At 57.1% G+C, this 26263-nt stretch carries 26 protein-coding genes; 13 read left to right on the top strand and 13 right to left on the bottom strand.

What is annotated here, in order from left to right; all coding sequences use genetic code 11:
* Positions 1-2 precede the first annotated feature (2 nt).
* The 5 genes from nanR to ACT3XD_RS11000 form a co-directional block, all read right to left on the bottom strand.
* Positions 3-725, bottom strand: coding sequence for a transcriptional regulator NanR (gene nanR, locus ACT3XD_RS10980; protein ID WP_192538146.1), 723 nt, complete (start codon positions 723-725; stop codon positions 3-5).
* A gap of 76 nt (positions 726-801) precedes the next feature.
* Positions 802-1878 (bottom strand): Ldh family oxidoreductase, encoded by a 1077-nt coding sequence (locus ACT3XD_RS10985; protein ID WP_192538145.1) that lies wholly within the window; start codon positions 1876-1878, stop codon positions 802-804.
* Positions 1879-1933: 55 nt separating this feature from the next.
* Entirely contained in the window at positions 1934-3313 is a 1380-nt protein-coding gene (locus ACT3XD_RS10990; protein WP_225736159.1) for a TRAP transporter large permease, read from the bottom strand.
* A 42-nt stretch (positions 3314-3355) separates the two neighbouring features.
* Positions 3356-3898, bottom strand: a complete 543-nt coding sequence (locus ACT3XD_RS10995; protein ID WP_192538144.1) for a TRAP transporter small permease — start codon at positions 3896-3898, stop codon at positions 3356-3358.
* 57 nt (positions 3899-3955) lie between these two features.
* Positions 3956-4957 carry a sialic acid TRAP transporter substrate-binding protein SiaP gene (locus ACT3XD_RS11000; protein ID WP_192538143.1) on the bottom strand — a complete coding sequence of 334 codons (1002 nt, stop codon included), beginning with the start codon at positions 4955-4957 and terminating at the stop codon, positions 3956-3958.
* A gap of 327 nt (positions 4958-5284) precedes the next feature.
* Here ACT3XD_RS11000 and ACT3XD_RS11005 point away from each other — a divergent pair, with 327 nt between their 5' ends.
* Positions 5285-6448, top strand: a complete 1164-nt coding sequence (locus ACT3XD_RS11005) for a fumarylacetoacetate hydrolase family protein (RefSeq protein ID WP_192538142.1) — start codon at positions 5285-5287, stop codon at positions 6446-6448.
* Between the two features lie 35 nt (positions 6449-6483).
* Positions 6484-7602 (top strand): enolase C-terminal domain-like protein, encoded by a 1119-nt coding sequence (locus ACT3XD_RS11010; protein WP_225736158.1) that lies wholly within the window; start codon positions 6484-6486, stop codon positions 7600-7602.
* Here the strand turns inward: ACT3XD_RS11010 and ACT3XD_RS11015 are convergent.
* Together ACT3XD_RS11015 and ACT3XD_RS11020 are read right to left on the bottom strand one after the other, a co-directional pair.
* On the bottom strand, positions 7582-8826 hold the full coding sequence (locus ACT3XD_RS11015) for a GGDEF domain-containing protein (RefSeq protein ID WP_192538141.1): 1245 nt from the start codon (positions 8824-8826) through the stop codon (positions 7582-7584). The genes ACT3XD_RS11010 and ACT3XD_RS11015 overlap by 21 nt on opposite strands.
* A 188-nt stretch (positions 8827-9014) precedes the next feature.
* Entirely contained in the window at positions 9015-9770 is a 756-nt protein-coding gene (locus ACT3XD_RS11020; protein ID WP_192538140.1) for a DeoR/GlpR family DNA-binding transcription regulator, read from the bottom strand.
* 145 nt (positions 9771-9915) lie between these two features.
* On the opposite strand from ACT3XD_RS11020, the gene ACT3XD_RS11025 reads away from it, so the two are divergent.
* The 5 genes from ACT3XD_RS11025 to ACT3XD_RS11045 are packed head-to-tail and all read left to right on the top strand — an operon-like array spanning position 9916 to position 15191.
* Complete coding sequence (locus ACT3XD_RS11025) at positions 9916-10908, top strand: ABC transporter substrate-binding protein (RefSeq protein ID WP_192538139.1); 993 nt, start codon at positions 9916-9918, stop codon at positions 10906-10908.
* 2 nt (positions 10909-10910) lie between these two features.
* Positions 10911-12611, top strand: coding sequence for an ABC transporter permease (locus ACT3XD_RS11030; protein WP_192538138.1), 1701 nt, complete (start codon positions 10911-10913; stop codon positions 12609-12611).
* A complete protein-coding gene (locus tag ACT3XD_RS11035; protein ID WP_192538137.1) occupies positions 12599-13645 on the top strand; it encodes an ABC transporter ATP-binding protein in 1047 nt (348 codons plus the stop codon). The genes ACT3XD_RS11030 and ACT3XD_RS11035 overlap by 13 nt, the downstream gene beginning before the upstream one ends.
* Positions 13642-14745, top strand: a complete 1104-nt coding sequence (locus tag ACT3XD_RS11040; protein WP_192538136.1) for an MBL fold metallo-hydrolase — start codon at positions 13642-13644, stop codon at positions 14743-14745. The genes ACT3XD_RS11035 and ACT3XD_RS11040 overlap by 4 nt, the downstream gene beginning before the upstream one ends.
* Positions 14742-15191 carry a phosphatase domain-containing protein gene (locus ACT3XD_RS11045; protein WP_192538135.1) on the top strand — a complete coding sequence of 150 codons (450 nt, stop codon included), beginning with the start codon at positions 14742-14744 and terminating at the stop codon, positions 15189-15191. The genes ACT3XD_RS11040 and ACT3XD_RS11045 overlap by 4 nt, the downstream gene beginning before the upstream one ends.
* Positions 15192-15227: 36 nt before the next feature.
* Here the strand turns inward: ACT3XD_RS11045 and ACT3XD_RS11050 are convergent, their stop codons facing one another.
* The 5 genes from ACT3XD_RS11050 to ACT3XD_RS11070 all read right to left on the bottom strand — a co-directional run bounded on the left by ACT3XD_RS11050 (position 15228) and on the right by ACT3XD_RS11070 (position 18786).
* The gene (locus ACT3XD_RS11050; RefSeq protein ID WP_192538134.1) at positions 15228-15401 is read right to left on the bottom strand and encodes a DUF1289 domain-containing protein; all 174 of its coding nucleotides are present in this window, start codon (positions 15399-15401) and stop codon (positions 15228-15230) included.
* Positions 15401-15766, bottom strand: coding sequence for a hypothetical protein (locus ACT3XD_RS11055; protein ID WP_192538133.1), 366 nt, complete (start codon positions 15764-15766; stop codon positions 15401-15403). Before ACT3XD_RS11055 ends, ACT3XD_RS11050 begins: the two co-directional genes overlap by 1 nt.
* 53 nt (positions 15767-15819) lie before the next feature.
* Positions 15820-16986, bottom strand: coding sequence for an MFS transporter (locus tag ACT3XD_RS11060; protein WP_192538132.1), 1167 nt, complete (start codon positions 16984-16986; stop codon positions 15820-15822).
* Entirely contained in the window at positions 16977-18017 is a 1041-nt protein-coding gene (locus ACT3XD_RS11065) for a GlxA family transcriptional regulator (RefSeq protein WP_192538131.1), read from the bottom strand. The genes ACT3XD_RS11060 and ACT3XD_RS11065 overlap by 10 nt, the downstream gene beginning before the upstream one ends.
* An 85-nt stretch (positions 18018-18102) precedes the next feature.
* Positions 18103-18786 carry a GntR family transcriptional regulator gene (locus tag ACT3XD_RS11070; protein WP_018917109.1) on the bottom strand — a complete coding sequence of 228 codons (684 nt, stop codon included), beginning with the start codon at positions 18784-18786 and terminating at the stop codon, positions 18103-18105.
* A gap of 154 nt (positions 18787-18940) precedes the next feature.
* On the opposite strand from ACT3XD_RS11070, the gene ACT3XD_RS11075 reads away from it, so the two are divergent.
* The 5 genes from ACT3XD_RS11075 (at position 18941) to ACT3XD_RS11095 (ending at position 24767) form a co-directional block, all read left to right on the top strand.
* Positions 18941-19936, top strand: coding sequence for a TRAP transporter substrate-binding protein (locus ACT3XD_RS11075; RefSeq protein ID WP_192538130.1), 996 nt, complete (start codon positions 18941-18943; stop codon positions 19934-19936).
* Between the two features lie 88 nt (positions 19937-20024).
* On the top strand, positions 20025-20546 hold the full coding sequence (locus tag ACT3XD_RS11080; protein WP_018917107.1) for a TRAP transporter small permease subunit: 522 nt from the start codon (positions 20025-20027) through the stop codon (positions 20544-20546).
* Positions 20547-20548: 2 nt separating this feature from the next.
* Positions 20549-21883 (top strand): TRAP transporter large permease, encoded by a 1335-nt coding sequence (locus ACT3XD_RS11085; protein ID WP_192538129.1) that lies wholly within the window; start codon positions 20549-20551, stop codon positions 21881-21883.
* 11 nt (positions 21884-21894) lie between these two features.
* Positions 21895-23247, top strand: coding sequence for a malonyl-CoA decarboxylase (locus tag ACT3XD_RS11090; protein WP_192538128.1), 1353 nt, complete (start codon positions 21895-21897; stop codon positions 23245-23247).
* Positions 23244-24767 (top strand): malonate--CoA ligase, encoded by a 1524-nt coding sequence (locus ACT3XD_RS11095; RefSeq protein ID WP_192538127.1) that lies wholly within the window; start codon positions 23244-23246, stop codon positions 24765-24767. The genes ACT3XD_RS11090 and ACT3XD_RS11095 overlap by 4 nt, the downstream gene beginning before the upstream one ends.
* Positions 24768-24774: 7 nt before the next feature.
* On the opposite strand, the gene ACT3XD_RS11100 is transcribed toward ACT3XD_RS11095, so the two are convergent.
* Positions 24775-25392, bottom strand: a complete 618-nt coding sequence (locus ACT3XD_RS11100) for a cyclodeaminase/cyclohydrolase family protein (protein ID WP_192538126.1) — start codon at positions 25390-25392, stop codon at positions 24775-24777.
* 383 nt (positions 25393-25775) lie between these two features.
* Between ACT3XD_RS11100 and ACT3XD_RS11105 the strand changes: the two genes are divergently transcribed.
* Entirely contained in the window at positions 25776-26231 is a 456-nt protein-coding gene (locus ACT3XD_RS11105; protein WP_192538125.1) for a DUF2170 family protein, read from the top strand.
* Positions 26232-26263 lie beyond the last annotated feature (32 nt).

Consider the following 26263-nt stretch of genomic DNA (forward strand, 5'->3'; position numbering starts at 1 on the left):
CGCTAAGAAGCATCCGATAGGCGTTTTTTAAGCTGCCTATAGGTGCCGTAGTGACGGTCGAGGTGGCGCCGCATGGCCGCCTCGGCCGCATCGGGGTCGCGGGACTCGATAGCTTCGATGATTTCAGTATGAGCAGCAGTGGCCGCCTTATCCTCATCCTTTTGCTGTAATACCAACGCGCGTCGATCATCTAGCCATTCAGAAAGCGCCACGTGAATAGCATCAAAGATCGGGTTACGGCCAATACTCGCCAATACGCCATGAAAGTCGTTATCGGAGCGCTTGAAACGAGCCTCATCACCAATAGCATCACAGTTGGCTGACAGCGCATCGCGCAATCGCGCTAAATCCTCATCGCTTGCGTGGCGCGCAGCATGTCGCGCCAGCGATATCTCGAACATCGCCCGCGCTTCCTGAAAATACTGCTGCCCATCAGGCTTGGAAAGCAATTGTCGGGTAACGCCAGAAAGCCTCGCCATGACGGCTTCGGCGGTAGGTCGGATCACCCTGGCACGCGTACCGCTGTTGATCGCGATTAGCCCAAGCTGCTGCAAATGGAACAGCGCTTCACGCACGGCGGGCCTGCCCACACCAAACTGCTCCATCAATTCCCGTTCTGAAGGCAATTGATCATTTTCGCTTAGCCGCCCCTCAAGAATCTCCGCCTCGAGCTGTTCGGCGACCTGCTCAGACAGCGTTTTACGCTCGATCCGGTATCTGCTCATAGGCAGTTACTCCTGGTTAACCTGGAATTCACCGCCACTTTACTGCATTTCCCGTTGCGATCCTTCAACTGTACCTTCAATCGAGTCGAGATAGCGGCGCTAGCTGGTACTGCTTGGCGATCTCTGCATAGGCCGACTGATTGGCAGAATCCAGTGGAATGCCGTCTGCATCGCGCTGCGCCTGACAGCGCCATTCACGATCACCTGGCGCCATTACCCGCGCGTCTGGTGTAGCAGGCTGGGCCCGGAGATCCGCTAAATATTCAGCCAGCCCGCGTGCAAAAGTGCCTTCTTCCACAAACGCATCGGGTTTCATCGCTAAAAAGAAATGCCCTACGCCCCGTGGCGTCGACATATCCGGCCCGACCATGGGTAAAAGTTTGAAGCCGTGCTGCATTCCCGAGAGCATCGAACTAAGTATCTCGACCATGCCACCCAGCCCTGCGCCTTTAAACCCAAAGCTACTGCCTCCTAACGGTAGCAATGCGGCAACCTCGCCAGGTACGCGGCTCACTTTACCTTCAGCATTAGCAGCAACCTGGTCCGGCAGCTCGCGACCAATCGCCCCGAACTGCCGCACGCGATTCCAGGGAATCGAGCTGGTCGCCATATCCAACAGGTACGGTGCGCTTCCTGCCACCGGTGCCGCAAAGGCGATGGGGTTAGTACCGTGAAAGGGTTTGGCTCCGTCATGGAGCAGCACGAACGGATCCGAGTTACAGAACGCCATGCCCAGGAAGCCCTTTTCGGCCGCCGCCAACGCATAGCACCCCGCTGCGCCAAAGTGCGATGAGTTTCCAACCGCCACAGCCCCCATTCCCACTTCCCCGGCCATCGCCATAGCATGCTCGATGGCGGTGTAACCTGCCAGGTGGCCTAGCCCATCATCGGCATCTAAAAAGCCCGTTGCCGCCAAGCGCTGGTGAAACACCATGTCAGGCGCGCCGTTGATACGTCCACCTTCAAGTGCCTGTAAATAATGCGGCAATAGACGCAGCCCATGGCTATCGGTGCCCATCCGTGAAGCGGTTACCAACGCGCGGCTCACGGCATCGGCAGATGCTTGATTGGCACCGGCTGCGGCAAGGGCCGCTTGCATAAAGCGCGTTAAATCCTCACGGGTAACGCGAAAATCCAATGACGTATCGGTCATCAAACAATACTCCAAAGCTTAATATTGTTGTTAACGGCTAATCAGCCGGTCGTGCTCAACGGTATATCAGCGTGGGAAGCCACATGGAAATAGCCGGAATAAAGGTCACTAATAACAAGCAGATCACCAGGGGAATCAGAAACGGAATGGTTCCTCGCATGCAGCGCTCAAAGCTGACATTGGATACTCGGGAAAGTACGTAGAGCACCATGCCCACCGGTGGCGTCAACAGACCAATCATCAGGTTGAGCACCATGATTACCCCAAAGTGAACGGGATCGACACCCACGGCCACCGCCATGGGCAACAGGACCGGCACCAAGATGGTGATCGCGGCGATGGTTTCCATAAAGCAGCCGACAATGATGAGTACAATGTTGGCCATCATCAGTACGGCGAGTTTGCTATCGGCAAACGGCCCCATTAGAGCAATCACGTTCTGGGTGACTTGGTTACTGGTGAGTATCCAGGCAAATATTGATGCGGAAGAGACAATCAACAAAATGACCGCGGTTGTCTCGATGGTTTCCATACTTACTTTTAATAGCTTACGCCAGGTCAGGGTGCGGTAAACCACGACACCCAGTATCAGCGCATAGAACACCGCAGCGACCGCCGCCTCGGTAGGGGTAAATGCGCCGGTAATAATACCGCCCACGATAATAACGGGCGTCATCAGTGATAGGAAAGCCCGCTTAAAGGTATGCCCAAGTACGCGCATCGAAAATACCGCGTCACGCTGATAGCCCCGGCGGCGCGAGATGATAAAGATCATCAGCATTAACATCACCCCCATTAACAGCCCAGGAATTAATCCGGCTGCAAACAGTTGGCCCACAGAGGCTGATGCCATAACGCCGTAAATGACCATGGGTAAACTAGGCGGGATAATCGGCCCGATGGTGGATGAGGCCGCGGTAATACCCACCGCAAATTCCTCATCGTAGCCCGCATCTTTCATCGCTTTGACTTCAATCATGCCAAGGCCACCGGCATCCGCCACGGCCGCCCCTGACATTCCAGAAAACACGATACTGGCGCCCACGTTCACATGCCCCAGCCCACCGCGCATCCAGCCCATCAGGGCCTTGGCAAAATTGAAGATCCGCTCCGTGATGCCGCCGTTATTCATCAGGCTGCCAGCAAAGATAAAAAACGGAATGGCTAAGAGTGGAAAGCTGTCGATGCCGTTGATCATGCGGTGCGCTATGACGATGTTGGGCACTTGGCCTGTGATTAGTACAAACATCAGGCAGGCGCCCGCCAAGCTAACCGCAATGGGAACCCCGAGCACCAACATTGTGAATAACGCAAAAAACAAGAAGCCGAGGTGATAACCCATCAGCGGTAATATTACGCAACCCAGCACGGCCAGTGCCGAAAGCAGTGGCGACACTAACGGTTTTTGCCAGCGCATCATGGAAATTCGGGACATAGCAGGCCTCTCGATAAAAATGGCGTGACGGGAAACCACTTTTCAAACGACATCGGTACGATCCCGGTACTTCAGATAAAGCCGCTGGATGGTACGTAGCGCCATCAATACAAACGCCGCACAAACCGTGAAATAGATGATGCTCTTGGGCAGGTCGACCGACACCATCAGGCTATTGGTGCGTGATGCCAGCTGATAGGCGATCCACGCCATCACTATATAAAAGCCAAGGCTTACCAGACCCACCAAGCGCTCCAGTAAGCGTGCCTGCCACTCCGGCATGTAATGGTAGAAGAACTCCACCATGATGTGGCTGCCGTTGCGGGCGGCCATTACGCTGCCCAAAAAGCCAACCCCGATCAGCAGATAACGGGCAATTTCCTCGGTCCAGCCGATAGAGCTGCCCAGCACATAGCGGCTAAAAAACTGAGTGAATACCACTAGAATAAGTGCCCAGAACAGCGTCAGGGTCACGAAGTCTTCAATTCGATAATCACTCAGTTTAAAGGGGGAATCGTCGAAGGCGGATTCAAAATCCACCATCGGATCAATGCTGGGCGGTGCATCTTCGCGTGCGTCACTCATGGCACAATACTCCAGACACTTCGCTAAAAAGTTAGCGAAGTGCTCGCTGAGGTTGGATTATTGGCCGATAGCCTGTAGGCGATCGTAGATTTCCTGATCCCAGGTGGCGGCATTGCCGTTATGAGCGGGTACAACGGCCTCCCGGAAGATGTCGCGATCCACTTCGTTGATGGTATTACCCTGCTCCTCAAACCAGGCGACCAACTCTTCCTCAGCCTGCAGGATATCTTGGGTGTTGTTCTCAGCGGCTTCCTGGAATACCTCGCGGAATATTTCCTGATCCTCTTCACTCAGCTGGTTCCAGCGCGGCCCGCCTACGATCGTGATCAGCGAGTCGGTAATATGGCCGGTCAGGTTGATGTAATCCTGTACCTCATGAAACGCCTTGGCGCGGATGGTTGGCAGCGGATTTTCCTGTGCGTCGACCACGCCTTGCTGCAGGGCCAGGTAGACTTCATCGAAAGCAATCGGGGTGGGGTTAGCGCCTACAGCGTTAGGCATCATCATGTACATCGGGGCGTTGGGCACACGTATCTTGAGACCTGCCATATCCTCGGGTGTATTGACCGGTGTATTCGACGTTACATGGCGTTCGCCATAATAATTGAGCGCCAGTGGCACGTTACCGGTGGCATCCTGGTAGCCCTGGGCAATTTCCTGGAACAGGTCACTGTCAGCAAAGGCCTGCCAGTGATCAAAATCACGGAACATATACGCAGCCCCCGCAATGCCGATTGGCCCATAACCGCGGCCAGCAAACTGCGTGCCGGTATAAATGACATCCACCGTGCCTAGCCCAAGCCCTTCGTTAATGTCTTCTTCTTTACCCAAAGAAGAGGCTGCGTATACCTGCATGGTGTAACGACCCTCGGTACGCTCTTCAATTTCATCTGCCGCCCACAGCGCCCATTTATGGAAGGGTTCTGACGTTTCATAAACGTGGGCAAAGCGCAGGTTCTCGGCGGCCTGTACAGCACCGGCCACACTGATACCTGCAGTAATTAGCGTAGCGGTTAACAGGCGAGACATGGCTAGGTGGTATTGGCTTTTGTAGCGCATCTTATTTTCCTCACAACCATTGGATTTATTGTTGGTTATTTGCGAGTAGCACTTGCGAATAGCAATAGCGGATGTAACCGACCATCTTGCTGTATACGTATCATACCAGCAGTTTAAAACCTAGCTGGTGGCCTTCAATTGCGCAACTACCTTCATCTAAACAGATTTGCCTATCGACCCGAAATGTAGCGGTGCGCTAGAGTAAGTTATGCTCTGGTATACCTGTCATACAGAACAACATCTATAACAACCGTCTATAACAACCATCTGTAACAACATAGGCGACACGGTATCAACGGCCGGTCGCCTGAACATCAGGAGGCGCTCATGCAACCACTATCTCTGACCGATACCCTTCCCACCGACCTGGATAACGCCCTGCTTGTGGGCCGCGTATGGCTGGATGGCACACACCCGGGCCCCGCATTGGTTACGGTGCACGAAGGCAACGTCATCGATATTACAGAGTTTGGCCCCACCATGGCTGACCTACTGGAGCGTGACGATGTGCTGGAGGTAGTGCGACGCGCAGAGGGTGCATCGCTGGGCAGCATCGAGACGCTGCTGGCGAATTCCCAACAGGCTCAACCACAAGCACCCTACCTGCTCGCCCCCTGTGATGTTCAGGCTGTAAAAGCCTGTGGCGTCACCTTCGCCGTCAGCTTACTTGAGCGGGTAATCGAAGAGCAGGCAGGCGGCGACCCGGTGAAAGCCGTTGCCCTGCGCGATGACTTGCAAGCGCTGATTGGCACCGACCTTTCCAAGATTGCCCCCGGGTCTGAAGAAGCTATGGCGCTAAAAACAGCGCTTCAGGCGCGCGGTGGCTGGTCGCAGTATATGGAAGTGGGTATCGGTCCTGATGCGGAAGTGTTTACCAAAGCCCAGCCGCTTTCTTCGGTAGGCTTTGGAGCATCAGTAGGGTTGCATGCGTCTTCACAGTGGAATAACCCCGAGCCCGAAATCGTGCTGGCCGTGGACAGCCGCGGTCAGGTACGCGGCGCCACTCTAGGCAATGATGTCAACTTGCGCGACGTTGAAGGGCGCAGCGCCCTACTGCTTGGCAAGGCAAAAGATAACAACGCCTCCTGCTCGATCGGCCCGTTTATTCGTCTGTTTGATGATCACTTTACTATCGACAGCGTGCGCAACTGCCAAGTCTCACTACGTATTGAAGGCGAGGATGACAACTTCCTGCTTCAAGGCGAGAGCGATATGCGCGAGATCAGCCGCGACCCGCTGGATCTGGTAAGTCAAACCATCGGTGACCATCACCAGTACCCGGATGGTTTCATGCTGTTTCTGGGCACGATGTTCTCCCCCATCAAAGACCGTGATGGCAAAGGCCAAGGCTTTACCCATCATCTCGGTGATCGCGTGACCATTTCCACTCCAGCCTTGGGTTCCCTGGTTAACCCGGTGGGCAGAAGCGATCAGCTGCCGCCCTGGACCTACGGCATTCGCGAACTGATGCGTCACTTGGCCCGCCGCTGATCTTCACTGCCTGAATCACACCCTAGGAGAATGCAATGACAACAATTACACACATTGAGATCCAGGATATCCGTTTCCCCACCTCGCGCTCGCTCGATGGCTCGGATGCCATGAATGCTGCACCCGATTACTCAGCCACCTATGTCATTCTGCATACCGATGACGAAAGCCCGGAAGGTCATGGTTTAACCTTTACCATTGGCCGGGGTAACGAGATTGTGGTCACTGCCGTGCACTCCCTGGCGCCGCTGATCGAGGGGCGCACGCTTTCCTCGATTATCGACAATATTGGCACGTTCTGGCGTGAGCTTACCGGCGACAGTCAGCTGCGCTGGATTGGCCCCGATAAAGGTGCGATTCACTTGGCCACCGCCGCTATCGTCAACGCCGTGTGGGATATGTGGGCAAAGCGTGAAGGCAAGCCAGTATGGAAGCTGCTGGTGGATATGACTCCGGAGCAGCTGGTGCGCTGCCTTGATTTCCGCTTTGTCACCGATGCGCTAACGCCTGAAGAAGCAATTTGCCTGCTGCGCCGCCAGGCTCCCGGTAAAGCGGCGCGTGAAGCCGAAATGCGCCGCGATGGCTACCCCGGCTACACCACTTCCGCAGGCTGGCTTGGCTACAGCGATGAAAAAGTGCGCAGCCTGGCCCGGGAAGCGTTAGCAGAGGGCTGGACTCACTTTAAGCAGAAGATTGGCGGCGATATTGAAGAAGATGCCCGCCGTGCAGCGCTACTGCGAGAAGTGATCGGCTGGGACAACGTGCTGATGATGGACGCCAACCAGGTGTGGGAGGTCGACGAAACCGTCGCCAAGATGCGTCGCCTGGCCGAGTTTGACCCACTGTGGATCGAAGAACCCACCAGCCCCGACGATATTCTGGGTCACTCGGAGATCCGCCACCGCGTCGCGCCTATCGGGGTCGCCACCGGCGAACACTGCCACAACAAAGTGATGTTCAAGCAGTTCTTCCAGGCGGACGCCATTGACTACTGCCAGCTGGACGCTGCCCGCCTGGGTGGCCTCAATGAAGTGATTCTAGTCGTGCTGCACGGCGTGCTCCTCAGAGTTTTTGCGTATTTGTCCTTACTAACCGGGCCGTTGTCAAATCAGCGCGGCGCAAAAGCGAGCCCGCTATTTAGAAATACGGCCTAATCTATCGGCGGCTTCGTGCTTAAGACGCCACTCTTTACCAGCTACCCAGGTACAGTTACGGCCTTGCTGCTTGGCTTTATAGAGCGCGGCATCGGCCATACCCAAAAGTTCAGCCGACTGTAGGCTATCGCTGGGATACACCGTTGCCACACCGATGCTGACGGTAATGACACTCTGCAACGAGTAACCGTGATTGGAAATTTGCAGCGCCTCGATAGTATGACGAATGCGTTCCGCCATTTGCTGAGCGGCAGTGGGCGCTGCACTTGTCATCAGCAGTACGAACTCTTCACCTCCAAAGCGGGCTACCAACTCAGCGTCCCGACTCTCGTGTTGCATGGCTGCCGCCACCTGACGCAAGCACTCGTCTCCCTGCAAATGGCCGTAGTAATCGTTGTAGGCTTTGAAGTAATCAATGTCGATCACCATCAAACCCAGGCAAGTGCGCTGCTCAGCAGCATCCTGCCAACATGCGGTCAGCCTCGCGTCGAACTGGCGCCGATTGGCAATATTGGTCAGCGGGTCAGTCAGCGATAGCTTAGACAGCTTCTGATTATCTTCCTGATAGTAGCCCGCGCGAATCCTTTCTCTTAGCACTAGCAGGTACGACTTGCGTTCGCTACGCTCAAGGCGATAGTTGGTGACCAGGGTAAACAGCGTTGTGGTAAACATGCCCAGCATTGCTAGGTGCTTTGCCTCTCGCGGCATAGGCTCGTAATCCGCTACAAATATCAACATAACCAAAATGCTGACGGCCGATGAGAGACAGGCGTACGAAAAGCGCAGCGGGAAGAAGATATTGCCTGCCACCAGGATAAGGCCGAAGGAAAAAACGTCGAAATAAGAATAGGGCGCGGTGGAGGCCGTAAGAATCACGCAGGAAACCAACATCGTCAATACTACGACGCTGGCCATTAGCATCTCTCGCACAGCGGGCCGAACGCCTCGGCAAATCAGCCAAAAAATAGGCAGAGTGAAAACAATAATGGACCCCAGGCGAAGCAGCAGAATTTGCGTGAATATCTCTGGGCGAAAGCTGTAATCATTGATTAGAAAAAGGAAGTAGATGGGAATGGCGATGAGCCCGGCCACGACAATGGTATGGCTTCGACGCCGCTGGGTGTCTGCTTCGAAACGTGCTTCAAGCATCTTGGCAAAGCGCAGCCGAAAACGCCTCCTTTTCAACTCAGCTTCTATGGCTTCAAGTAGCGCGTCGTTGATCATTACCAGCCCTCTTGCCACAAAAAGTCTATCTGCGTATTGCGTTACTGCTCACTATACCTGGGGGTAGTTTGGCACATTAAACGTCTCCGGTGATGAACAATCTTGTCAACGTAACAGGGAGGGAATGCATAGACTTTTTGCTCTGGGCAAGAAGCCAAAGCAGCGCCTGCAGAGCACTTAATGTCTGTTTATATCAAAAATCTCACCCCCTGCGCGGCCAGCGGACTACGCAATCGGTCGGGTAATGCTGCATCGGTTATCACCGCGTCATAGTCGGCCAGCTGCCCGGCGGCGCAGCGCAGCGGTAAATCAAACTTGGTGCTATCCAGCACCAGAACGCGAAAGGCTGCATTGGCCAACAGCGCTTCACGGGCCATGACCTCATCGTCGTTGTAGTCGAAAAGATTGCCGTGAGCATCCATCCCGCCTACCGAGACAATGCCTACATCCGCTCGGTAGCGTTGAAAAAAGCGCCACGCATCCCCGCCAATCACGTCCTGATCGCGGCGGCGCACCCGGCCGCCTGCCACCACCAGCTCACACTCAAGGGCTGAAAGCTTGATAAGCGCGTGGAGATTATTGGTCATGATATGCAGGCCCTGTTTATCGTGCAGCGCGTCGGCCAGCTGTTCAACGGTGGTGCCGGTGCCTAGAAACAGCGACTGATGATGCTGAATCAACGAGGCGGCCTGGCGGGCAATATGGCGTTTTCCGGCTTCGTTGACGATCTGGCGCTGGTCGTAGCCGATATTTTCGCGGTCGGGAAACGGCAGTACCTCACCGTGGCGCCGCAGCACCATGCCTTTTTCGGCAAGAAAGCGAATATCGCCGCGCAGGGTTTGTACGGACACCCCAAACTGATCAGCCAGCGCCTCCAGCGAATGGCGCCCCTCTTGGCGTACGCGCTCAAGCAGCGCTCGGCGGCGCTCGTTTAGCCCCTTCATTTTGCTCTCATCTCCCCTCTTTTTTGTTAACGAAAGACTTTCCGATATGTACGAAAGCTCGCCCCCTTCAAACGAAAGCGTACTGTCATGATGCTGTAAGGTGATGACAGTAGTGTGAGCAGGGTCACTCACAGGAGACCTTCTGATGCTTAAGCGCTCACTCTGCACCGCCATCGCTCTTACCACCACGATGGCAGGCCTGGCTCTTTCAGCCAACGCCGTTGCCGACGACAAGCTCGTGCTCTATACCAGCCAGCCCAACAGCGACGCCCAGCAAACGGTCGATGCGTTCCAGGCCGCCTATCCGGATATCGAGGTAGAGTGGGTACGCGACGGCACCACGCGGTTGATGACCCGCCTGCGCTCCGAGCTTGCCGCTGGGGTCAGTAACCCCGATGTGCTGCTGATCGCCGACAGCATGACCATGGAGTCGTTAAAGCAGGAAGGCCAACTTCAGGCTTATTTGAGCCCTAATCGTGAAGCCTTTGATGCCGAGCTTTTTGACCCCGAAGGCTTCTACTACGGCACCAAACTGATCACCACCGGCATCGTGTACAACACCGGCGCTGACGAGCAGCCGCAAAGCTGGCAGGACCTGCTCAAGCCTGAATATGAAGGTCTGGTCACGATGCCAAGCCCGCTTTATTCGGGGGCTGCCCTGATTCATATGGCGGCGATTAGTGAGAACCCTGACCTGGGTGAGAGCTATTACGATGCCCTGCATGACAACCGCACCGAAGCCCAGGGCGGTAACGGCGGTGTGTTCAACGCAGTGGCAGCCGGCACCAAGCCTTACGGCATCGTGGTGGATTTCCTGCCCATCCGCGAAGCGGCCAAAGGTTCACCGGTCGAGTTTGTCTTCCCTGAAGAGGGTGTGAGTGCAGTCACCGAACCTGTCGCCATTATGGCAGGTGCCAAGAACGTGGATGCGGCGCAGAAGTTTGTCGATTTCGTGCTCTCGGAAGAAGGTCAGCAGCTGGTCAGCGAGCAGGGGTATCTGCCTGCCCACCCGGGTGTTGCGCCGCCGGAAGGCTTCCCCGCCCGCGACACCATCGAGCTGATGTCCGTCGATATCGCCCAGGCGCTTGAGCAGGAAGAAGCCCTGAAACAGCGCTTCAGCGACCTGTTCGGCGGCTGATCATGTCACCGAGTCTTACCCAAGGCAGCCAGCACCGCTGGCTGCTTACCCTTTTGACGCTTACCGTGGTCCTGCTGAGCCTGGCGCCTAGCCTACGCCTTTTGGTCGAAGCGTTAAGCGATTTGACCCAAGGGGGCAACGCGCCGCTATGGCGCGTGCTCCAGTCTGCGAGCACCTGGCGAGCGCTGTCACACAGCCTGTATACCTCGGGGCTGGGCATGCTGATTGCCCTTGCGCTGGGCAGCCTGTTTGCATTCGTGATTACCCTGACCGACATTCGCGGCAAGGCATGGCTGGTGTTCTGCTTTATGCTGCCGATGATGATTCCGCCCCAGGTCACGGCGCTTAGCTGGCTACAGCTATTTGGCCCGGCAAGCCCGTTACTCAAAAGCATCGGCATGGCACCGCCGCTGGGCAGCCCACAGCCGCTCTACTCGGCGGAAGGCATCGCCCTGCTGTTAGGTATTCAAAGTGCCCCGCTGGTGTTTTTAGCGCTGCGCACGTCACTACTTTCCTTACCACGCGAGCTTGTCGAAGCTGCTCGCATCAGCGGTGCCCGGCAGAATCAGGTGTGGCGGCATATCGTACTTCCCGTGACGAGAAGCGGTCTGGTAGCCGGTAGCGCCATGGCGTTTATCTCAAGCCTGGGTAACTTCGGCATCCCGGCCATGCTGGGCATTCCGGCAGGCTATTACGTGCTGCCTACGCTGATCTATCAGCGCATGGCCAGTTTTGGCACCGGTGTACTGGCTGAGATGGCCGCCCTTTCACTATTGATTGGTGTGCTGGCGCTGGCGGGTGTGGCGCTTCAGCAACACTGGATGGGCCGCAGCCGTTTCGGGCTGGTGGGCCATAGCGGACGCGCCCATGATTTCTCACTCGGCCGCTTTCGTGCGCTGGTCACGGTGCTGCTGGTCAGCGTGTTGCTGGTCATTCTTGTCGCGCCGCTGGTGGCGCTGGTGGTCAGCTCGCTGGTGCCGGCCATGGGCGTACCGCTCAATGCCGATACCGCCACGCTGAACGCCTACCATGAAGTGATTGGCCGCCAGGGCGCCACGTGGCGCGCCATGCGCAATAGCTTTTGGCTTGCCGGTGGCGCAGCCGTGGTGCTCATGCTGTGCAGCCTGCCGCTGGCCTACCGCCTCCAGCGGCTTCCAGCGCGCCTGCAAAACCTGACGTTGAGCATTATCGAGCTGCCTTACGCCCTGCCCGGCGTGGTACTGGCGATTGCCTGCATACTGCTGTTCGTGCGGCCACTGCCCATTATCAACGTGGCGCTTTACGGCACGCTGGGGCTGATCTTCGTGGCTTATCTGGCGCGTTTTCTGGTGGTGTGCTTAAAGCCGGTCAGCGCAAGCCTTGCACAGCTTGACCCTTCCCTTGAAGAAGCCGCCCAGCTCGCCGGTGCCGGCCCTTGGCGTCGCCTTTCCACTATCGTGATGCCGCTGATTGCACCTGCGCTGTTTGCCGGGGGCTTGCTGGTATTTCTGCTGGCCGTCAACGAGCTGACCGTCTCGGCACTGCTATGGAGCGCCGGTAACGAAACCCTGGGCGTGCTGATTTTTAACCTCGATGAAGGTGGCGAAAGCGTTCTAGCCTCGGCGGTGTCCGTGCTGGTCGTGCTGATGGTCGCTTCACTCATGCTCTCGCTTAGCCTTCTGGCCCCGCGTTTACCCAAAGGAGTCGTGCCATGGCAGGGCTAACCCTTAAGCAAGTCACCAAGCAGTTTGGCGAACACAAAGCCGTGGATGGGCTTTCATTAACGGTTGAGCCGGGTGAGTTTGTCGCCCTGCTCGGCCCCAGCGGCTGCGGCAAAACCACCATGCTGCGCATGCTGGCCGGGTTCGAGCAGGTAAGTGGCGGTGAAATCCATCTGGGCGATCAGCTTCTGGCAAGCGAGCAGCACCACGTGCTCCCCGAGCAGCGCAACATGGCCATGGTGTTTCAATCCTACGCGCTGTGGCCGCATATGAGTGTTGCCGATAACGTCGGCTACCCGCTTAAACTACGCGGCGTGCGCGGGGCGGATTATCAGCACCGCGTTGAGCAGGCGCTTTCTCTAGTGGCGCTTGAGCCCTACGCCCAGCGCACGCCGCAGGATTTAAGCGGCGGTCAGCGCCAGCGCGTGGCACTCGCCCGCTGCCTGGTCACCGACCCGTCAGTGGTGCTTCTAGATGAGCCATTGGCGAACCTGGACCGCCACCTGCGCGCATCCATGGAGCACAGCTTTGCGGATTTCCACCGCCGCACCGAAGCCACCATGGTCTACGTCACCCATGATCAAAGCGAAGCCATGGCGCTTGCTGACCGTATCGCAGTGATGCAGGCGGGCAAGCTGGTGCAGTGGGCCACGCCTGAAACGCTCTACCGCGAGCCGCGTACGTCCTGGGTGGCAAGCTTTATCGGCCAGGGCAGCCAGTTGATGATAAGTACCGGCGCACCGGGCAGGCGCCTTGGCGGCCATGAGCTGATGCAGGGGCTGACGTCTCCCGCTGCCCAGCGTCATCAGGCGGTGCTGGTGCGCCCGGAACATATTCAGGTGCACCCCGAAGCGCCCAGCCAGCAGGATTTAACCGCTCGTATTGAGCGCCAGACCTTTCGTGGCGAGCGCTATGAGCTTCACCTGCGCATGGCCGGTGGCGAAACGCTGCTCGCCTATCATCCCCACGCCCTGAAATTGGGCCAGCAGGTAGCGCTGACGCTCCTGGAAGGCTGGTGTCTGGAGCCCGACCAATGAGCGCCAGCATCAACATGTTAAGCGGCCTGGGCGATAAAGGCCCCGCAGCCATTGTGGTGGAGGCCAACGGCAAGCGGCTTCTGCTGGATGCAGGTGGTGCGCTGCACCCGGGCGAGCCGGTCACCTGGGCACGCGGGCTTGATGTCGATGCGGTGATTATCAGCCATGACCATATCGATCATATTGGCGGCGTCAGCGAGCTGCCCGCTACGCTGCCGCTTTACTGCACGCCTCTGGTAGCTCAAGCGCTCCCCAACGGGCGCGCCTGGCAGCCGCTACCCGAACGCGGCACCTGCCAGATCGCCGGTATTCCGGTGACCACCGGGCAGGCGGGCCATTCGTTGGGCGGGGTATGGATTCATCTGGATGTGGCAGGCGGCATTTTCTATAGCGGTGACGCCTGCTTTGAGTCCCGGCTGTTTCCGTTTGATACGCCGCCACCGGCGCAAATTGCGCTGCTTGATGCGTCCTACGGCACCTACGATCAACCCCAGCAGGCATGTGTGGATGCTATCAGCGCACACTTGGACCGCCCTCTGGTTTTCCCGGTGCCTGAAACGGGCCGGGCGCTTGAGATGGCGCTCTGGCTAGCCGAAGAGGCGGATGCTCGCGGGCTTTCGCTTGCCATTGACCCGATTATTCGCGCCAATCTGCAAACCCTGCTGGCGCTCCCCGCTACGCTACGCCGTTCCCATGTGGATAAAAGAATAGAAGCGATTCTAGTGCGCCCCGATGCTTCCCAGCCAAGCCTCAACCTGATCAGTGATCGTGACGACACAGCTGCCATGTGGCCAGGTTTTCACTTATTGCACACCGGTTACCTGACGCCTTCGCGCTGCGCCGAACTGGCCGCTGGCGACATTCTCTGGCAGCGCTGGAATGTGCATCTATGCGCCTCGCATCTGGTTGGGCTTGCCGATCAGCTAAACGCCGAACGTGTGGTGCCGCTGTTTACTCATTTATCCGACCCGGCTCTTAGCAACTGGCGCACGTTACTCGGTGCGCGTCTCGCCACACAAAAGACCCTGTTCTTGAATACTGACGCCTTGAATACGCACGTTTTAAATGCCAACACCTTAAATAACAGGAGCCTTGCATGACCCACGCCGTGATTGTCGATGTTGACGGTACGTTAGCTGAATTTCACCCCACAAAAGTACACGAATGGGTGCTGGGCCCCGCCAAGCAGTGGGACCCCTTCTTTGCGTTTATGGCCGAAGCGCCGGTGATCGAACCGGTCGCCCGGCTGGTGAAATTATTGAAAGCCCAGGGGCAGCAGATCATCATTTGCAGCGGCCGCCCGGACACTCACCGAGATCATACTCATGAATGGCTGACCCGCAACGCCATACCGTTTGACGCCATGTACCTGCGCCCGGATGGCCATGACCACGTGGATGATGAAGCGGTCAAGGAAGCCCTGCTCAGCACCATGCGCGAAGACGGCTTCGAGCCCTGGCTGGTGCTGGATGACCGCGATGCGGTAGTCGCCCAGTGGCGCGCGCTGGGCCTTACCTGCCTGCAATGCGCCCCGGGTGATTTTTAATCGAGCGCCGTCCGAATGATGTATCCCTAAAGCCCGCTACTTGTTGAGCTTCTTGTAACGCTGTTCGGCCCGTTTGATGGTGGCGATTTTTTCGGGCCGCTTCATGGATTTCCAGTGGCGAATTTCTTCAATACTTCGCCCACAGCCGGTGCACATGCCGCCTTTCAACTGACAGGCGGCGATGCAGGGGCTGTCGATTTTCTTGGCCATCAGTGCCTCACGCTTCGCGCGCGCAGACGGCGCTGCCAGTCACCGCCGTGGGCGCGCTGGCACGCCTGCTCACTATCGAAGTCGATGTGCTGTGCGATGCTATCCAGCGCCACACCCGCCTCGGCCAAGGCGCTGGCCGTGAAATCATGCAGGCGCTGTTTGGCATCGCCCTTTAGCGCTGAGGCTAAATGGGCATCGGTATCAAATACCCAGATAACCACCAGGCTTTCGGGAAAGTGCTGGTAGTCCACGCAGTGGGTTAGCCAGACAAACCCGGGCACCTCAGCCTTGGCCTGCTCGCAGGCCTCGGTCAAAGAAGCAATGATCTGCCGTTCCAGTTTTCCGCGTTCCCGTTTAGCAATCATGTAAACACCTGACTTAACAAACAAATGGACCTTATTAACTGCGTTATAACATCTTAAGATAACAAGGGCGCGTTTGGCCGTCGTTGCCATATCAATAACACCACTGGCAGTAACGAAACAGGAATCAAGAGCGCATTGAGCATCGCCCAGCCCAGGGTATTAACCAACGGCCCCGCCAGCAGCGCCGTCAAGGCAACCGTACCGAATACCAGAAACTCGTTGGCCGCCTGAGTGCGCGCCTTGTCAGCCGGTTGATAGCTTTGCGTTAATAGGCCGGTAGCGGGCAGGAAGGTAAAATTCCAGCCAAGCCCCAGCAGAATCAGCGCAACGTTAAAGCCAGCAAAACCGGCATCGAACTGGGCGGCGACAGCGCTTGCCACCAGCAGTAAGCAGCCAGCGGCAATCATGCGCGGGGCGCCAAAGCGTGTCGTCAAATGGCCGGTGAAAAACGAGGGCAGGAACATGGCGACCACATGCCACTGAATGGTCGTGGCGACATGGTCAAAACTGTGACCAGCCCCTGCCATCGCCAGCGGTGTTGCGGTCATGGCCAGGTTCATTACGCCGTAGCCGATGGCCGCTGCGCTGACGGCCAGCAGAAAACCAGGCTGACGCAGGATAGCGGACAAAGGCTTTTTCTCGCTCTCTACTGCCTGCACAAAAGCGACCGGCAACCGCGTACAAAGTAATATGCCCAGTGCCAGCGCGTAGAGCACGCCCAGCCCTACGAAGCTACCTAAAAACGGCGTCTCGCTCAGCTCGCGGCTAACGCGGGCAAGCCAGGGGCCTGCAAATGCCGCCAACACTCCGCCGCCCATCACTAAACCAAGCGCTTTATCACGCAGTGCGCTGGGGGCGGCCTCAAGGGCCGCAAAGCGGTAGAGCTGCCCAAAGCCGATACCGATACCAATCAGCCAAGTCGCCAGCAGGAACAGCCCAAAGCTTTGCTGACGTAGCGCCAAAATGGCCACGGCCGTACCCATCAAGCCGATAAGATTGCCCAGCACAAACCCGCGCTTACGCCCCAGCCGCCCCATGATCAGCGAGGCGGGAATGGTGGCACACATCAGCCCCAGCCATTGGCTGGCCACCGGCACAGTGGCCCAGTTAGCCGTTGGTGCCAGCGAGGCGCCAATGAGGGGCGATACGGCAATCAGCAGAATATTGCCGCTGACCAACAACGCCTGACACAGCGATAACAGCGTAACGGTTAATGGCATGGCGATGGCTCCAAAGGCGTAGGCACAAGAGTAGGCGTGAGGGTAGACGTAAGGGCAGACTTAGCCGCCGCGCCGAAGCGCTGGCGATACACAGAAGGGGAAACGCCATAGTAACGCTGAAACTGGCGGCGCAGTTGCTCAGCGCCGCCCAAGCGCCAGCGTTCGGCTAATCGTTCAAGCGACACCGTTTGCTGCTCATCCAGCAGTGCCAAACGTGCCTGCTCCAGGCGCAGCTGGGTCAAGTAAGTAACCGGCGTCGTGGTTAAGTGGCGCTTGAATAGCCGGGTAAGATGACGTGGCGACACCGCCATCAAGGCCGCCATACTTTCCAACGAATGCGCCCCACCAGGGTCGGCATGCAGATGATCCAGCAAACGGCGTAACGGGCCAGCACCTTGCTGGCAGCGAAGAAGTTCGCTGAACTGCGACTGCCCGCCGGGGCGATGCAGAAACATCACCAGCTCCCGCGCCACCCGCCCGGCAAGGTCAGCGCCGTGGTCAGCTTCCACCAGCGAAAGCGCCAGATCGATACCGGCCGTTATCCCGGCACTGGTGTAGCGATCGCCGCTCTGTATATACAGCGCATCAGGCTCAACGCTAAGTGCCGGGTACTCCTCGGCAAGCTGCTCGGCATGGCGCCAATGGGTGGTAACCCGCTTGCCATCTAAAAGCCCGGCGGCAGCCAGCAAGAAAGCCCCTGAGCAGATCGAGCCTAACCGGCGCACGTGAGGCGCCAGCTTACGTAAAAGTGCCAACACGTGTCGGTCCTGACGTAACGCCATCACACCGCTGCCGCCTGCTATCAGCAGTGTATCCAAAGGCAGCAATTGTGGAAGTTCAGCATAGGCGTGGCTGGCATGCACCGCCAGGCCACCGTTGGTCATCACCGGCCCTGGCGCATCGGCGACCAGGGTTAAGCGATACAAGGGTTCCGGGCTTAGCGCGTTGGCGCTGGCAAACACCTGCCAGGGGCCACTGACATCCAGCAATTGGCAGTCGGGGTAAGCTAATAAGGCAATATGGCGCGTCATGTTCTCTCCCGCTCGTTAATAGGGAGAGTTTCCGCTGAGCGCGACGCGTCGGCAAGGACCATTACCCCACCGATACGGACATTACCTAGCCCGTTTGGCTGATGGGCGCTTCCATGCGACGCACGCTGGACACGAAGTCGCTGAATCGTTCACCTTGAATCAGCACGTGGTCGCATAGCGCTTGCTCAGCCAGTGCAGCATCGCCTTGGGTAATGGCATCTACGATGACCTGGTGTTCGCTTAGCGAATTATGCATGCGCTGGCGAACCTGCAATTGCAGACGACGATAGGGCTTTAAGCGCTGTTTTAACTGACGAGCTTCGCTGGCCAGAAAAGTATTGTGGCTCGCCGCATAGATGCAGTCGTGAAAGGCTTCGTTTTCGTAGTAGTACTCGTCGGTATCACCCGCCAGGGCGGCGGCCTCGCAGCGTCCATGGGCGGCGCGTAATTCAGCAAGCTCCGGCTCGCTGATGCGCCGGGCTGCCAGTCGCCCGCACATACCTTCAAGCTCAGCCATCACTTCAAACATTTCGATTAGCTGGTCGATACCCACCTTGGCGACAAACGTGCCTTTCTTCGGCGAAACGGTGACCAGGCCGCTGGCGACCAACTGCTGAAAGGCCTCGCGCACCGGCGTGCGTGATACGTTAAACGTCTGCCCCAACTCTTCGGGGTCCAGCCGTTCGCCCGGTAGACGGCGTCCATTGATAATATCGTCTTCAAGAGAATCGCGAAGCTTCTGCGCGTTGGAACGTTTGGTATCGGCCATATTTCACCTCCAAAAAAGCACGCCATTATACTTATTGTATGCTGCACTTATTTGACATTAGCACAGCTAAGGACTATTGAAATATATATCAGATTTTCTGATACACATAAAAAGCTCTTCCAAACACACAACAACAAACAGTTGGAGACGCCATATGCAACGCTACCTATGTACCACCCTGACCGCTCTGGGCTTGGCCATTGCCGTTTCTCACGCCAGCGCCGATACCGTGCTGCGCGCCTCTCACCAATTCCCCGGCGGGCAAGGTGATGTCCGTGATGAAATGGTCCAAATGATGGCCCGCCACGTCGCTGAGGCGGATGTGGGGCTTACCATCGAAGTCTACCCTGGCCAGTCGTTGTTCAAAGCCCGCGAGCAGTGGGGTGCGCTTACTCGGGGTCGCCTGGATATTACCTCGCTACCGCTGGACTACGCGAGCGGCCGCCACCCTGAATTTTCCGCCACCTTGATGCCTGGTTTGGTACGCAACCAAGCGCATGCTCAGCGCCTGAATGACTCAGAATACATGGAGTTAATTCACGCAGTGATTCTGGAGGGAGGCGCACGCGTGCTGTCCAACGCTTGGCTTTCAGGTGGTTTCGCGTCTAGCGAGCAGTGCATTACCTCCCCCGACACCGTTTCTGGGCAAAACATTCGTGCCGCGGGCCCGGCGTTTGAAGAGATGCTGGAAGCCGCCGGTGCTTCAATCGCCTCCATGCCCTCCTCTGAAATTTACACCGCCATGCAGACCGGTGTACTCGACGCCGCCAATACCTCTTCCATGTCGTTTATCTCGTTTCGACTTTATGAACAGGTTGAGTGCATGACCCAGCCAGGCGACTTCGCGTTGTGGTTCATGTACGAGCCGATCTTGATTTCCGAGCAGGTATGGCAAGGCCTCAATGAAGAGCAGCAGGCGGCCCTGATGGAAGCAGGTAAAGCGGCCGAGCAGTTCTTTGCCGAAGAAGCGGCAGCCATTGATCAAGAAATGGCTGACGTCTATGAAGAGAACGGCGTGGAAGTGGTCAGCATGAGCGAGGAGGACTACAACGCCTGGCTCGAGATCGCCCGTGAAACCTCCTACCAGAACTTTGCCAATAACGTTCCCAATGGCCAGGCCATCATCGATGCGGCGTTAGCCGTCGAGTAAGCACTTACCCCAGCAACCTGTGACCATTTGTCTGCATTAGACGAGTGGTCCGGTTCGATTGTCGCCTGCTTAGCTTGATGAGGGAACTATGGCAACTTCAACCACGCATCCCCCCGCCGCTCGCGGTGGGGTTATCGGCAGCTATATCCGCCTGATGGACAGGCTGTCACGCCTGTTTGCCTATCTGGCCTGCGCCCTGTTTGTGGCGGGCGTACTGGTGATTTGCCAGATGGTCTTTATCCGCTACGTGCTGGGCATGAGCACCAGTTGGCAAACCGAGTTCACCGTTTTTTCAGTGACCGGCGCCATGCTGATGGGCAGCCCCTACGTACTCATGACCGGCGGCCACGTCGCCATCACCATTGTCCCTGATGCGCTGGGCGGTATCGCCCAGAAAGCCATGCGCCTGGTGGCCTCGCTTTTTGGCCTGGCCTTTTGTGCAGCGCTTGCCTACGCCTCCTGGGTGTATGTACTGGAAGCCATGCACGGCAACTGGACCACCGGTTCGGTCTGGAACCCGCCGCTCTGGCCGGCGCTTATGCCCATGGCATTAGGCGCTTCGCTATTGGTACTGCAATACGTGGCTGAAATTCTGCGCGGGGAGCACTGAGCATGGATCCGATTACCTTAGGCATTATTGTAGCCATCGCGCTGATTGCGCTCATGGCCATTGGTACCCCTATCGCTTTTGCGCTGGGCGGTGTATCGCTACTGGCGCTACTTTATGATCGCGGGCTTGCCGAGCTCACCTACTTTGGCGAAACATTTTTTGACCGCATTGCGGAGTTTGGCTTTGTCGCCATTCCGATGTTCATCTTGATGGGCGCGGCTGTCGCCTCATCGCCCACCGGACGCGACCTTTATCGCTCGCTCGACTTATGGATGGGGCGCTTACCGGGCGGCCTGGCGGTCTCCAATATCGGCGCTTGCTCCATCTTTGCCGCCCTTTCGGGCTCGTCCCCGGCCACCTGTGCAGCGATTGGTAAAATGGGCATTCCAGAGATGCGCGTGCGTGGCTACCCGGATGGCGTAGCGGCTGGTTGTATTGCCGCAGGCGGCACCCTGGGCATTCTGATTCCGCCATCGGTCACCATGATTATCTACGGTATTTCTACCGAAACCTCAATCGGTCGGTTGTTTATCGCAGGCGTGGTGCCGGGCTTTATGCTCGCGGGGCTGTTCATGATCTGGACGATGATCGCCTGCAAAATGGCCGGTGGTTATAACAACCCGTTGGCGGAGTCTGCCGAGCGCCTGAAGCAGACGGTTAAACACAACGTCGATAGCAACTTGAAGGCGTTAGTGCGCGTTCTGCCTTTTCTAGGCGTGGTGGCGGGCATTTTATTTGCGCTTTACGGCGGGGTGGCGACACCCTCGGAAGCGGCGGGTGTAGGCGCCTTCTTATGTCTGGCGCTGGCCATTTTAATCTATCGCATGTGGCAGCTGGGCCCGATCAAACTGATCATGCGCGACTCGCTGCGCGAAAGTGTGATGATCATGCTGGTGATCGCCACCGCCGAAGTATTTGCCTACGCACTCTCCTCGATGTTTATTACTCAGACGGTGGCCGCCGCCATTGCCGACCTGGAGGTCAACCGCTGGGTGTTAATGGGGGTGATTAATCTCTTTTTACTGGTAGCTGGTTTCTTCTTGCCACCGGTGGCAGTCATCGTCATGACCGCGCCGATTCTGCTGCCAATTATCATGGCCGCCGATTTTGACCCTTACTGGTTCGCCGTAATCCTGACCATCAACCTGGAAATCGGTCTGATCACTCCGCCTGTGGGGCTGAACCTGTTCATTATCAAAGGCATCGCACCAGATATCTCGCTGCGCGACATCCTGATGGGCAGCCTGCCCTACGCGCTGTGCATGGTATTGGGCATCTTGCTGCTGTGCCTCTTCCCGGGCATCGCGCTGTGGTTACCCAACTTGATAATGGGTTAAGGAGCTGAGCCATGAACATGATGTTTCTGCAGGAGATTTTTAACAATATCACTCAGCGTGATGCACTGTTACGGCGCCGCAACCCAGGGGCGCTTACTCCGGACCATGATCATCTGGTGAGTGCCTGTCAGGCGCTTCTGGCAAGCGACGGCGAAGCTTCCAGCATTGCCTTGGCAAGCCGGGCGCTAGCTATCTACCAACGCTTATCAGCCGCAGAAAAAGCCAGCTTTTTTGCACGCCTGGCCAGCGACTTTGCCGCCGACGCTGCGCAAATTGATGAAGCCTATGCGGCCTACTCAGAAGCCCGCGACAACTACACGCTACAAACCCTGTTTGACGCCTGCGAACCGCGCCGTCAGGAGCTTTTTCGGCGCTTGAACCTGGCCCGCGACGGCACCTATGAGCTGGTCAAGATGCGCGAAGACCTGCTGGGGTTGCTGCGCGAGCAGCCCGAACTGGGGCCTATCGACGACGACTTTGCGCACCTTTTCGGCTCCTGGTTTAACCGCGGCTTTTTAATGCTTAAACGAATCGACTGGAACACGCCAGCCTCTGTGCTTGAGAAGATCATCCGTTATGAAGCGGTGCATGAGATTCAGGACTGGAATGACCTACGTCGACGGCTGGATGCTCGTGACCGGCGCTGCTTTGCATTCTTTCACCCGGCGATTGGCGACGAGCCGCTGATCTTCGTCGAGGTGGCCCTGCATAAAGGGCTGCCGAGTCGCATTCAACCGATTCTGGTGGGTGAAGAAAACGGCGCTGATCCCGAAGATGACGATACGGCTGCCTTCTTTGGGATCAGCAACTGCCAAACCGGCCTGCGCGGCATTTCGTTTGGTAACTTTCTGATCAAGCAGGTGGTACAGGAGCTTTCACAAGAACTCCCTCAGCTTAAATACTTCGTCACGCTGTCGCCGGTTCCCGGGTTTGCCCAATGGCTCACCGAGCAGCGTGAGGATGAGCAGTGGCCGGAAACCCTGCGCAGCACGCTGGGTGAGCTTGAAACGCCCGACTGGCACCACGATGCGGTACGCGAAGAACGCCTGAAAACCATTATTCGCCCTCTGGCCGCCCGCTATCTGATCGAAGCCAAAAACGCCAAGGGCTTGCCTCTCAACCCTGTCGCCCGCTTTCACCTGGGCAACGGCGCTGAACTGCATCGCATCAACTGGCTGGGCGATATCTCGTCCAAAGGCGTCAAGCAAGCGGCGGGGCTGATGGTCAACTATCTATATGTGCTTGATGACATTGAACGCAATCACGAAAACTATACCGCCAAGGGCACCGTTGCCTGCTCAAATGAAGTGCGTGACCTTGCGCGTCGCGCCCGCAAGCTGGCCAAGGGAGAGACCGCCAAATGAACCACAACCTGTTTGAAACCTTTGCCGCCAAGATGCGCGAGCGCGCCGACGCTGACTTTATTACCACTCGTGAAGGCCGCCACTATAGTTACACCGATGCGCTGAACATAAGCGCCCAGCTTGCCGGTGCCTTGACCGAGCTGGGCGTGACACAAGGCGACCGCGTTGCCGTCCAGGTAGATAAAAGCCCTGAGGCAATACTGCTTTACTTGGCCTGCCTGCGTATTGGCGGCGTTTATCTGCCCTTGAACACCGGCTATACCGGCGATGAAATTCGCTACTTTTTAAACGACGCCGAACCTGCGCTGTTTGTTTGCCGCCCCAAGCTAGAAGATGAAGCACAAGCACTTGCCGCTGAAACCGGCTGCCCGGCGGTGGCAACGCTGGGTAGTGCGGCGGATGGCAGCCTGATGGAAACATCCCTTCGCTCAGCGCCCTGTGAGGAGATCGTCACGTTGGGCGAAAACGATCTGGCGGCGATTTTATATACCTCCGGCACCACCGGGCGCTCTAAAGGCGCCATGCTGACTCACCGCAACCTGGCGTCCAATGCTGAAACGTTAGTAACAACCTGGCACTTCAGTGCCGATGATCGGCTGATTCATGCGCTGCCCATTTTTCATACGCACGGGCTGTTTGTGGCGTGTAATGTCGTCTTGATGGCTGGCGCCAACATGCTGTTTCTGCCCAAGTTTGATGCCGATATCATCTTTGAGGAATTGCCCCATGGTAGCGTGATGATGGGTGTGCCCACGTTCTATACCCGGCTGGTTCAGGACGCGCGATTAACACCGCAGGCGGCGGAAAACATGCGCCTGTTTATCTCGGGCTCGGCACCGCTGACCTCTGAAACCCATGAAGCGTTTGCAGCCAAGACCGGCCATGCGATTTTAGAGCGCTACGGCATGACCGAAACCAATATGAATATCTCCAACCCCTATCAAGGGGAGCGCCGTGCGGGCACCGTGGGAATGCCGCTGCCCGGTGTGGATATTCGAATTATCGATCGGGAGTCAGGCGCGGAAGTCGATGAAGGCGACATCGGCATTCTTCAGGTCCGCGGGCCTAACGTGTTTATCGGCTATTGGCGAATGCCCGAGAAAACCCGGGAAGAGCTGCTCGATGACGGCTTTTTCATCACCGGCGATTTGGCCATGCGTGACGCCCAGGGCTATGTGCATATCGTGGGCCGCGATAAGGATCTGGTGATTTCTGGGGGCTACAATGTTTATCCCAAGGAGGTGGAGCAGCTTATCGATGAGCTGGAGCAGGTGGTTGAGTCGGCGGTGATTGGCTTGCCGCATCCTGATTTTGGCGAAGGGGTAACGGCGGTTGTGGTTTGCCAGGCGGGCGCGACGCTTGATGAGGCCACGATTTTTGATCACCTGGCAGGACGCCTGGCCAAATATAAGCAGCCCAAACGGGTCTTTTTTGTCGAGGAGCTGCCGCGCAATACCATGGGCAAGGTGCAGAAAAACGAATTGCGTAAGCGCTTTGCTGACACATACCGCTCAGTTTAATCCCGCTTCACCTAGCGATTCGAGCCACTAACAACGCCGCCTGCTCTTTGAGCTCATCGTGAGCTTCTTGAGTGCGGCGTTTTTCTGCTTCGCTGCCCAGAGAGTCAATCTTGGCTTCAACGTTGAGCAGCACGCTGCGTAATGCCGCAGCCAGCAGCTCTCCCCCGGCTCGGGTGTCGCTGGCAAATTGCTGCTCGCTGCACCCACCCGCCCGGATGCACAGGCTCAGAGCCTTCTGGCACAGCCGTGCCGTTTGTAGCGGCACGTCGACCGCCGTGGCGGCGGCTTGCTGAATCGCGCTGCATCGGGCCGTTTTTTCGTGTTCGTCATGGTGGGGCATCTGAAATGCCGCCATCAATCCTTCAAATGCCGCAATGTCCTTATCGGCCAAGGGGCCAAGCTGCTCTTTTAAGCGCTCGCCTTCATCAAGCAGAGCGCGTCTGGTCTCGCTTGTCTCATGCTGTTGACTCAGGTGCAGCCCCTTGAGAATCAGCGCCACGCCCAAGGCGGCAGTCACGCTGGCTGCGGCCCCACAGCCTGGCATGGGTTTTCGGGCAAGTGAATCGCCAAAATGGCCAAGCGTTTGTTCCCAAATGGGGGTGTGGCCTTGTCCAGCATCCTGCATATACGTTACTCCGAAGATCTTGGCGGTGGGATAGAACTCATACCTGCCCCTCAGGTCTTACAAGCGGGTGCCGGGGTTTCTATCTTTGAAACAAACGTCAGCTTTTTGAAACACACTTCAGCTTTTGAAACACACTTAGGTCAGTATGGTTCACCTTGGGCCATCATGTGTTATTAGCCGCCATGCGATATTAGCCAGCATAGAGGCGAGGCGTGGTAGCGTACAGGCAGCGTGATGAAAACCGCGACTTGTCCAAGACCATGACCGACGCCTTACCTCAAGGTGTATTCATTGGCCGAAATCGCAATGAGTTGTACTTCGCTAGAAGGTTATTTAGCGTTGATGCTAAACTAAATTTCACTTTGCATAAGGAGCTTGCTGTTTTGACAACTTCAAATGACATCGGCGCGCGGTCTGCCGCCGATCTTTATCGTTTTGTTACCGAAGCTACCGCACAACCCGATACCAGCGAGCTTGAGTGGCCGGATGCCAACCTCAGCCTGGACGAGGCCAACCAGACTCTGATCTGGGAACTTCACGATTACGGCAATCTAACCCTGACCCTGTCGCGTAGTGACAACGAATGGATTGCCATGACGGCGATTGCGGCGGTAGACAGCGTCAGCAACCAGGCCGAGCTCAATGAGGTGCTGCTGCGCCAAGGCCTCGCCCTACCGCTGGCATCTGTCGGCATCGTCGCTATTGATGGGCGTGATTTCTACGTGGCCTATGGCCAGCTATTTGGCGACTCAAAACTGGCGTCCATTTGCGCTGAACTGCACGCAACGGCCAGTGCCGCCATGGAAGTCGCCGGTCTGATTCAGGAACACTTTTCTTAACCATTTTTCATCTTAATACGCTTTTCAGGAGC

Origin of the sequence: Halomonas sp. AOP7-B1-5 (assembly GCF_052353045.1) — a bacterium.
Classification (GTDB): Bacteria; Pseudomonadota; Gammaproteobacteria; order Pseudomonadales; family Halomonadaceae; genus Vreelandella; species Vreelandella colorata.

Coding starts and splice junctions, on each gene's coding strand:
- nanR (WP_192538146.1), bottom strand. CDS start 725: ATGAGCAGATACCGGATCGAGCGTAAAACGCTGTCTGAGCAGGTCGCC.
- ACT3XD_RS10985 (WP_192538145.1), bottom strand. CDS start 1,878: ATGACCGATACGTCATTGGATTTTCGCGTTACCCGTGAGGATTTAACG.
- ACT3XD_RS10990 (WP_225736159.1), bottom strand. CDS start 3,313: ATGTCCCGAATTTCCATGATGCGCTGGCAAAAACCGTTAGTGTCGCCA.
- ACT3XD_RS10995 (WP_192538144.1), bottom strand. CDS start 3,898: ATGAGTGACGCACGCGAAGATGCACCGCCCAGCATTGATCCGATGGTG.
- ACT3XD_RS11000 (WP_192538143.1), bottom strand. CDS start 4,957: ATGCGCTACAAAAGCCAATACCACCTAGCCATGTCTCGCCTGTTAACC.
- ACT3XD_RS11005 (WP_192538142.1), top strand. CDS start 5,285: ATGCAACCACTATCTCTGACCGATACCCTTCCCACCGACCTGGATAAC.
- ACT3XD_RS11010 (WP_225736158.1), top strand. CDS start 6,484: ATGACAACAATTACACACATTGAGATCCAGGATATCCGTTTCCCCACC.
- ACT3XD_RS11015 (WP_192538141.1), bottom strand. CDS start 8,826: ATGATCAACGACGCGCTACTTGAAGCCATAGAAGCTGAGTTGAAAAGG.
- ACT3XD_RS11020 (WP_192538140.1), bottom strand. CDS start 9,770: ATGAAGGGGCTAAACGAGCGCCGCCGAGCGCTGCTTGAGCGCGTACGC.
- ACT3XD_RS11025 (WP_192538139.1), top strand. CDS start 9,916: ATGCTTAAGCGCTCACTCTGCACCGCCATCGCTCTTACCACCACGATG.
- ACT3XD_RS11030 (WP_192538138.1), top strand. CDS start 10,911: ATGTCACCGAGTCTTACCCAAGGCAGCCAGCACCGCTGGCTGCTTACC.
- ACT3XD_RS11035 (WP_192538137.1), top strand. CDS start 12,599: ATGGCAGGGCTAACCCTTAAGCAAGTCACCAAGCAGTTTGGCGAACAC.
- ACT3XD_RS11040 (WP_192538136.1), top strand. CDS start 13,642: ATGAGCGCCAGCATCAACATGTTAAGCGGCCTGGGCGATAAAGGCCCC.
- ACT3XD_RS11045 (WP_192538135.1), top strand. CDS start 14,742: ATGACCCACGCCGTGATTGTCGATGTTGACGGTACGTTAGCTGAATTT.
- ACT3XD_RS11050 (WP_192538134.1), bottom strand. CDS start 15,401: ATGGCCAAGAAAATCGACAGCCCCTGCATCGCCGCCTGTCAGTTGAAA.
- ACT3XD_RS11055 (WP_192538133.1), bottom strand. CDS start 15,766: ATGATTGCTAAACGGGAACGCGGAAAACTGGAACGGCAGATCATTGCT.
- ACT3XD_RS11060 (WP_192538132.1), bottom strand. CDS start 16,986: ATGCCATTAACCGTTACGCTGTTATCGCTGTGTCAGGCGTTGTTGGTC.
- ACT3XD_RS11065 (WP_192538131.1), bottom strand. CDS start 18,017: ATGACGCGCCATATTGCCTTATTAGCTTACCCCGACTGCCAATTGCTG.
- ACT3XD_RS11070 (WP_018917109.1), bottom strand. CDS start 18,786: ATGGCCGATACCAAACGTTCCAACGCGCAGAAGCTTCGCGATTCTCTT.
- ACT3XD_RS11075 (WP_192538130.1), top strand. CDS start 18,941: ATGCAACGCTACCTATGTACCACCCTGACCGCTCTGGGCTTGGCCATT.
- ACT3XD_RS11080 (WP_018917107.1), top strand. CDS start 20,025: ATGGCAACTTCAACCACGCATCCCCCCGCCGCTCGCGGTGGGGTTATC.
- ACT3XD_RS11085 (WP_192538129.1), top strand. CDS start 20,549: ATGGATCCGATTACCTTAGGCATTATTGTAGCCATCGCGCTGATTGCG.
- ACT3XD_RS11090 (WP_192538128.1), top strand. CDS start 21,895: ATGAACATGATGTTTCTGCAGGAGATTTTTAACAATATCACTCAGCGT.
- ACT3XD_RS11095 (WP_192538127.1), top strand. CDS start 23,244: ATGAACCACAACCTGTTTGAAACCTTTGCCGCCAAGATGCGCGAGCGC.
- ACT3XD_RS11100 (WP_192538126.1), bottom strand. CDS start 25,392: ATGCAGGATGCTGGACAAGGCCACACCCCCATTTGGGAACAAACGCTT.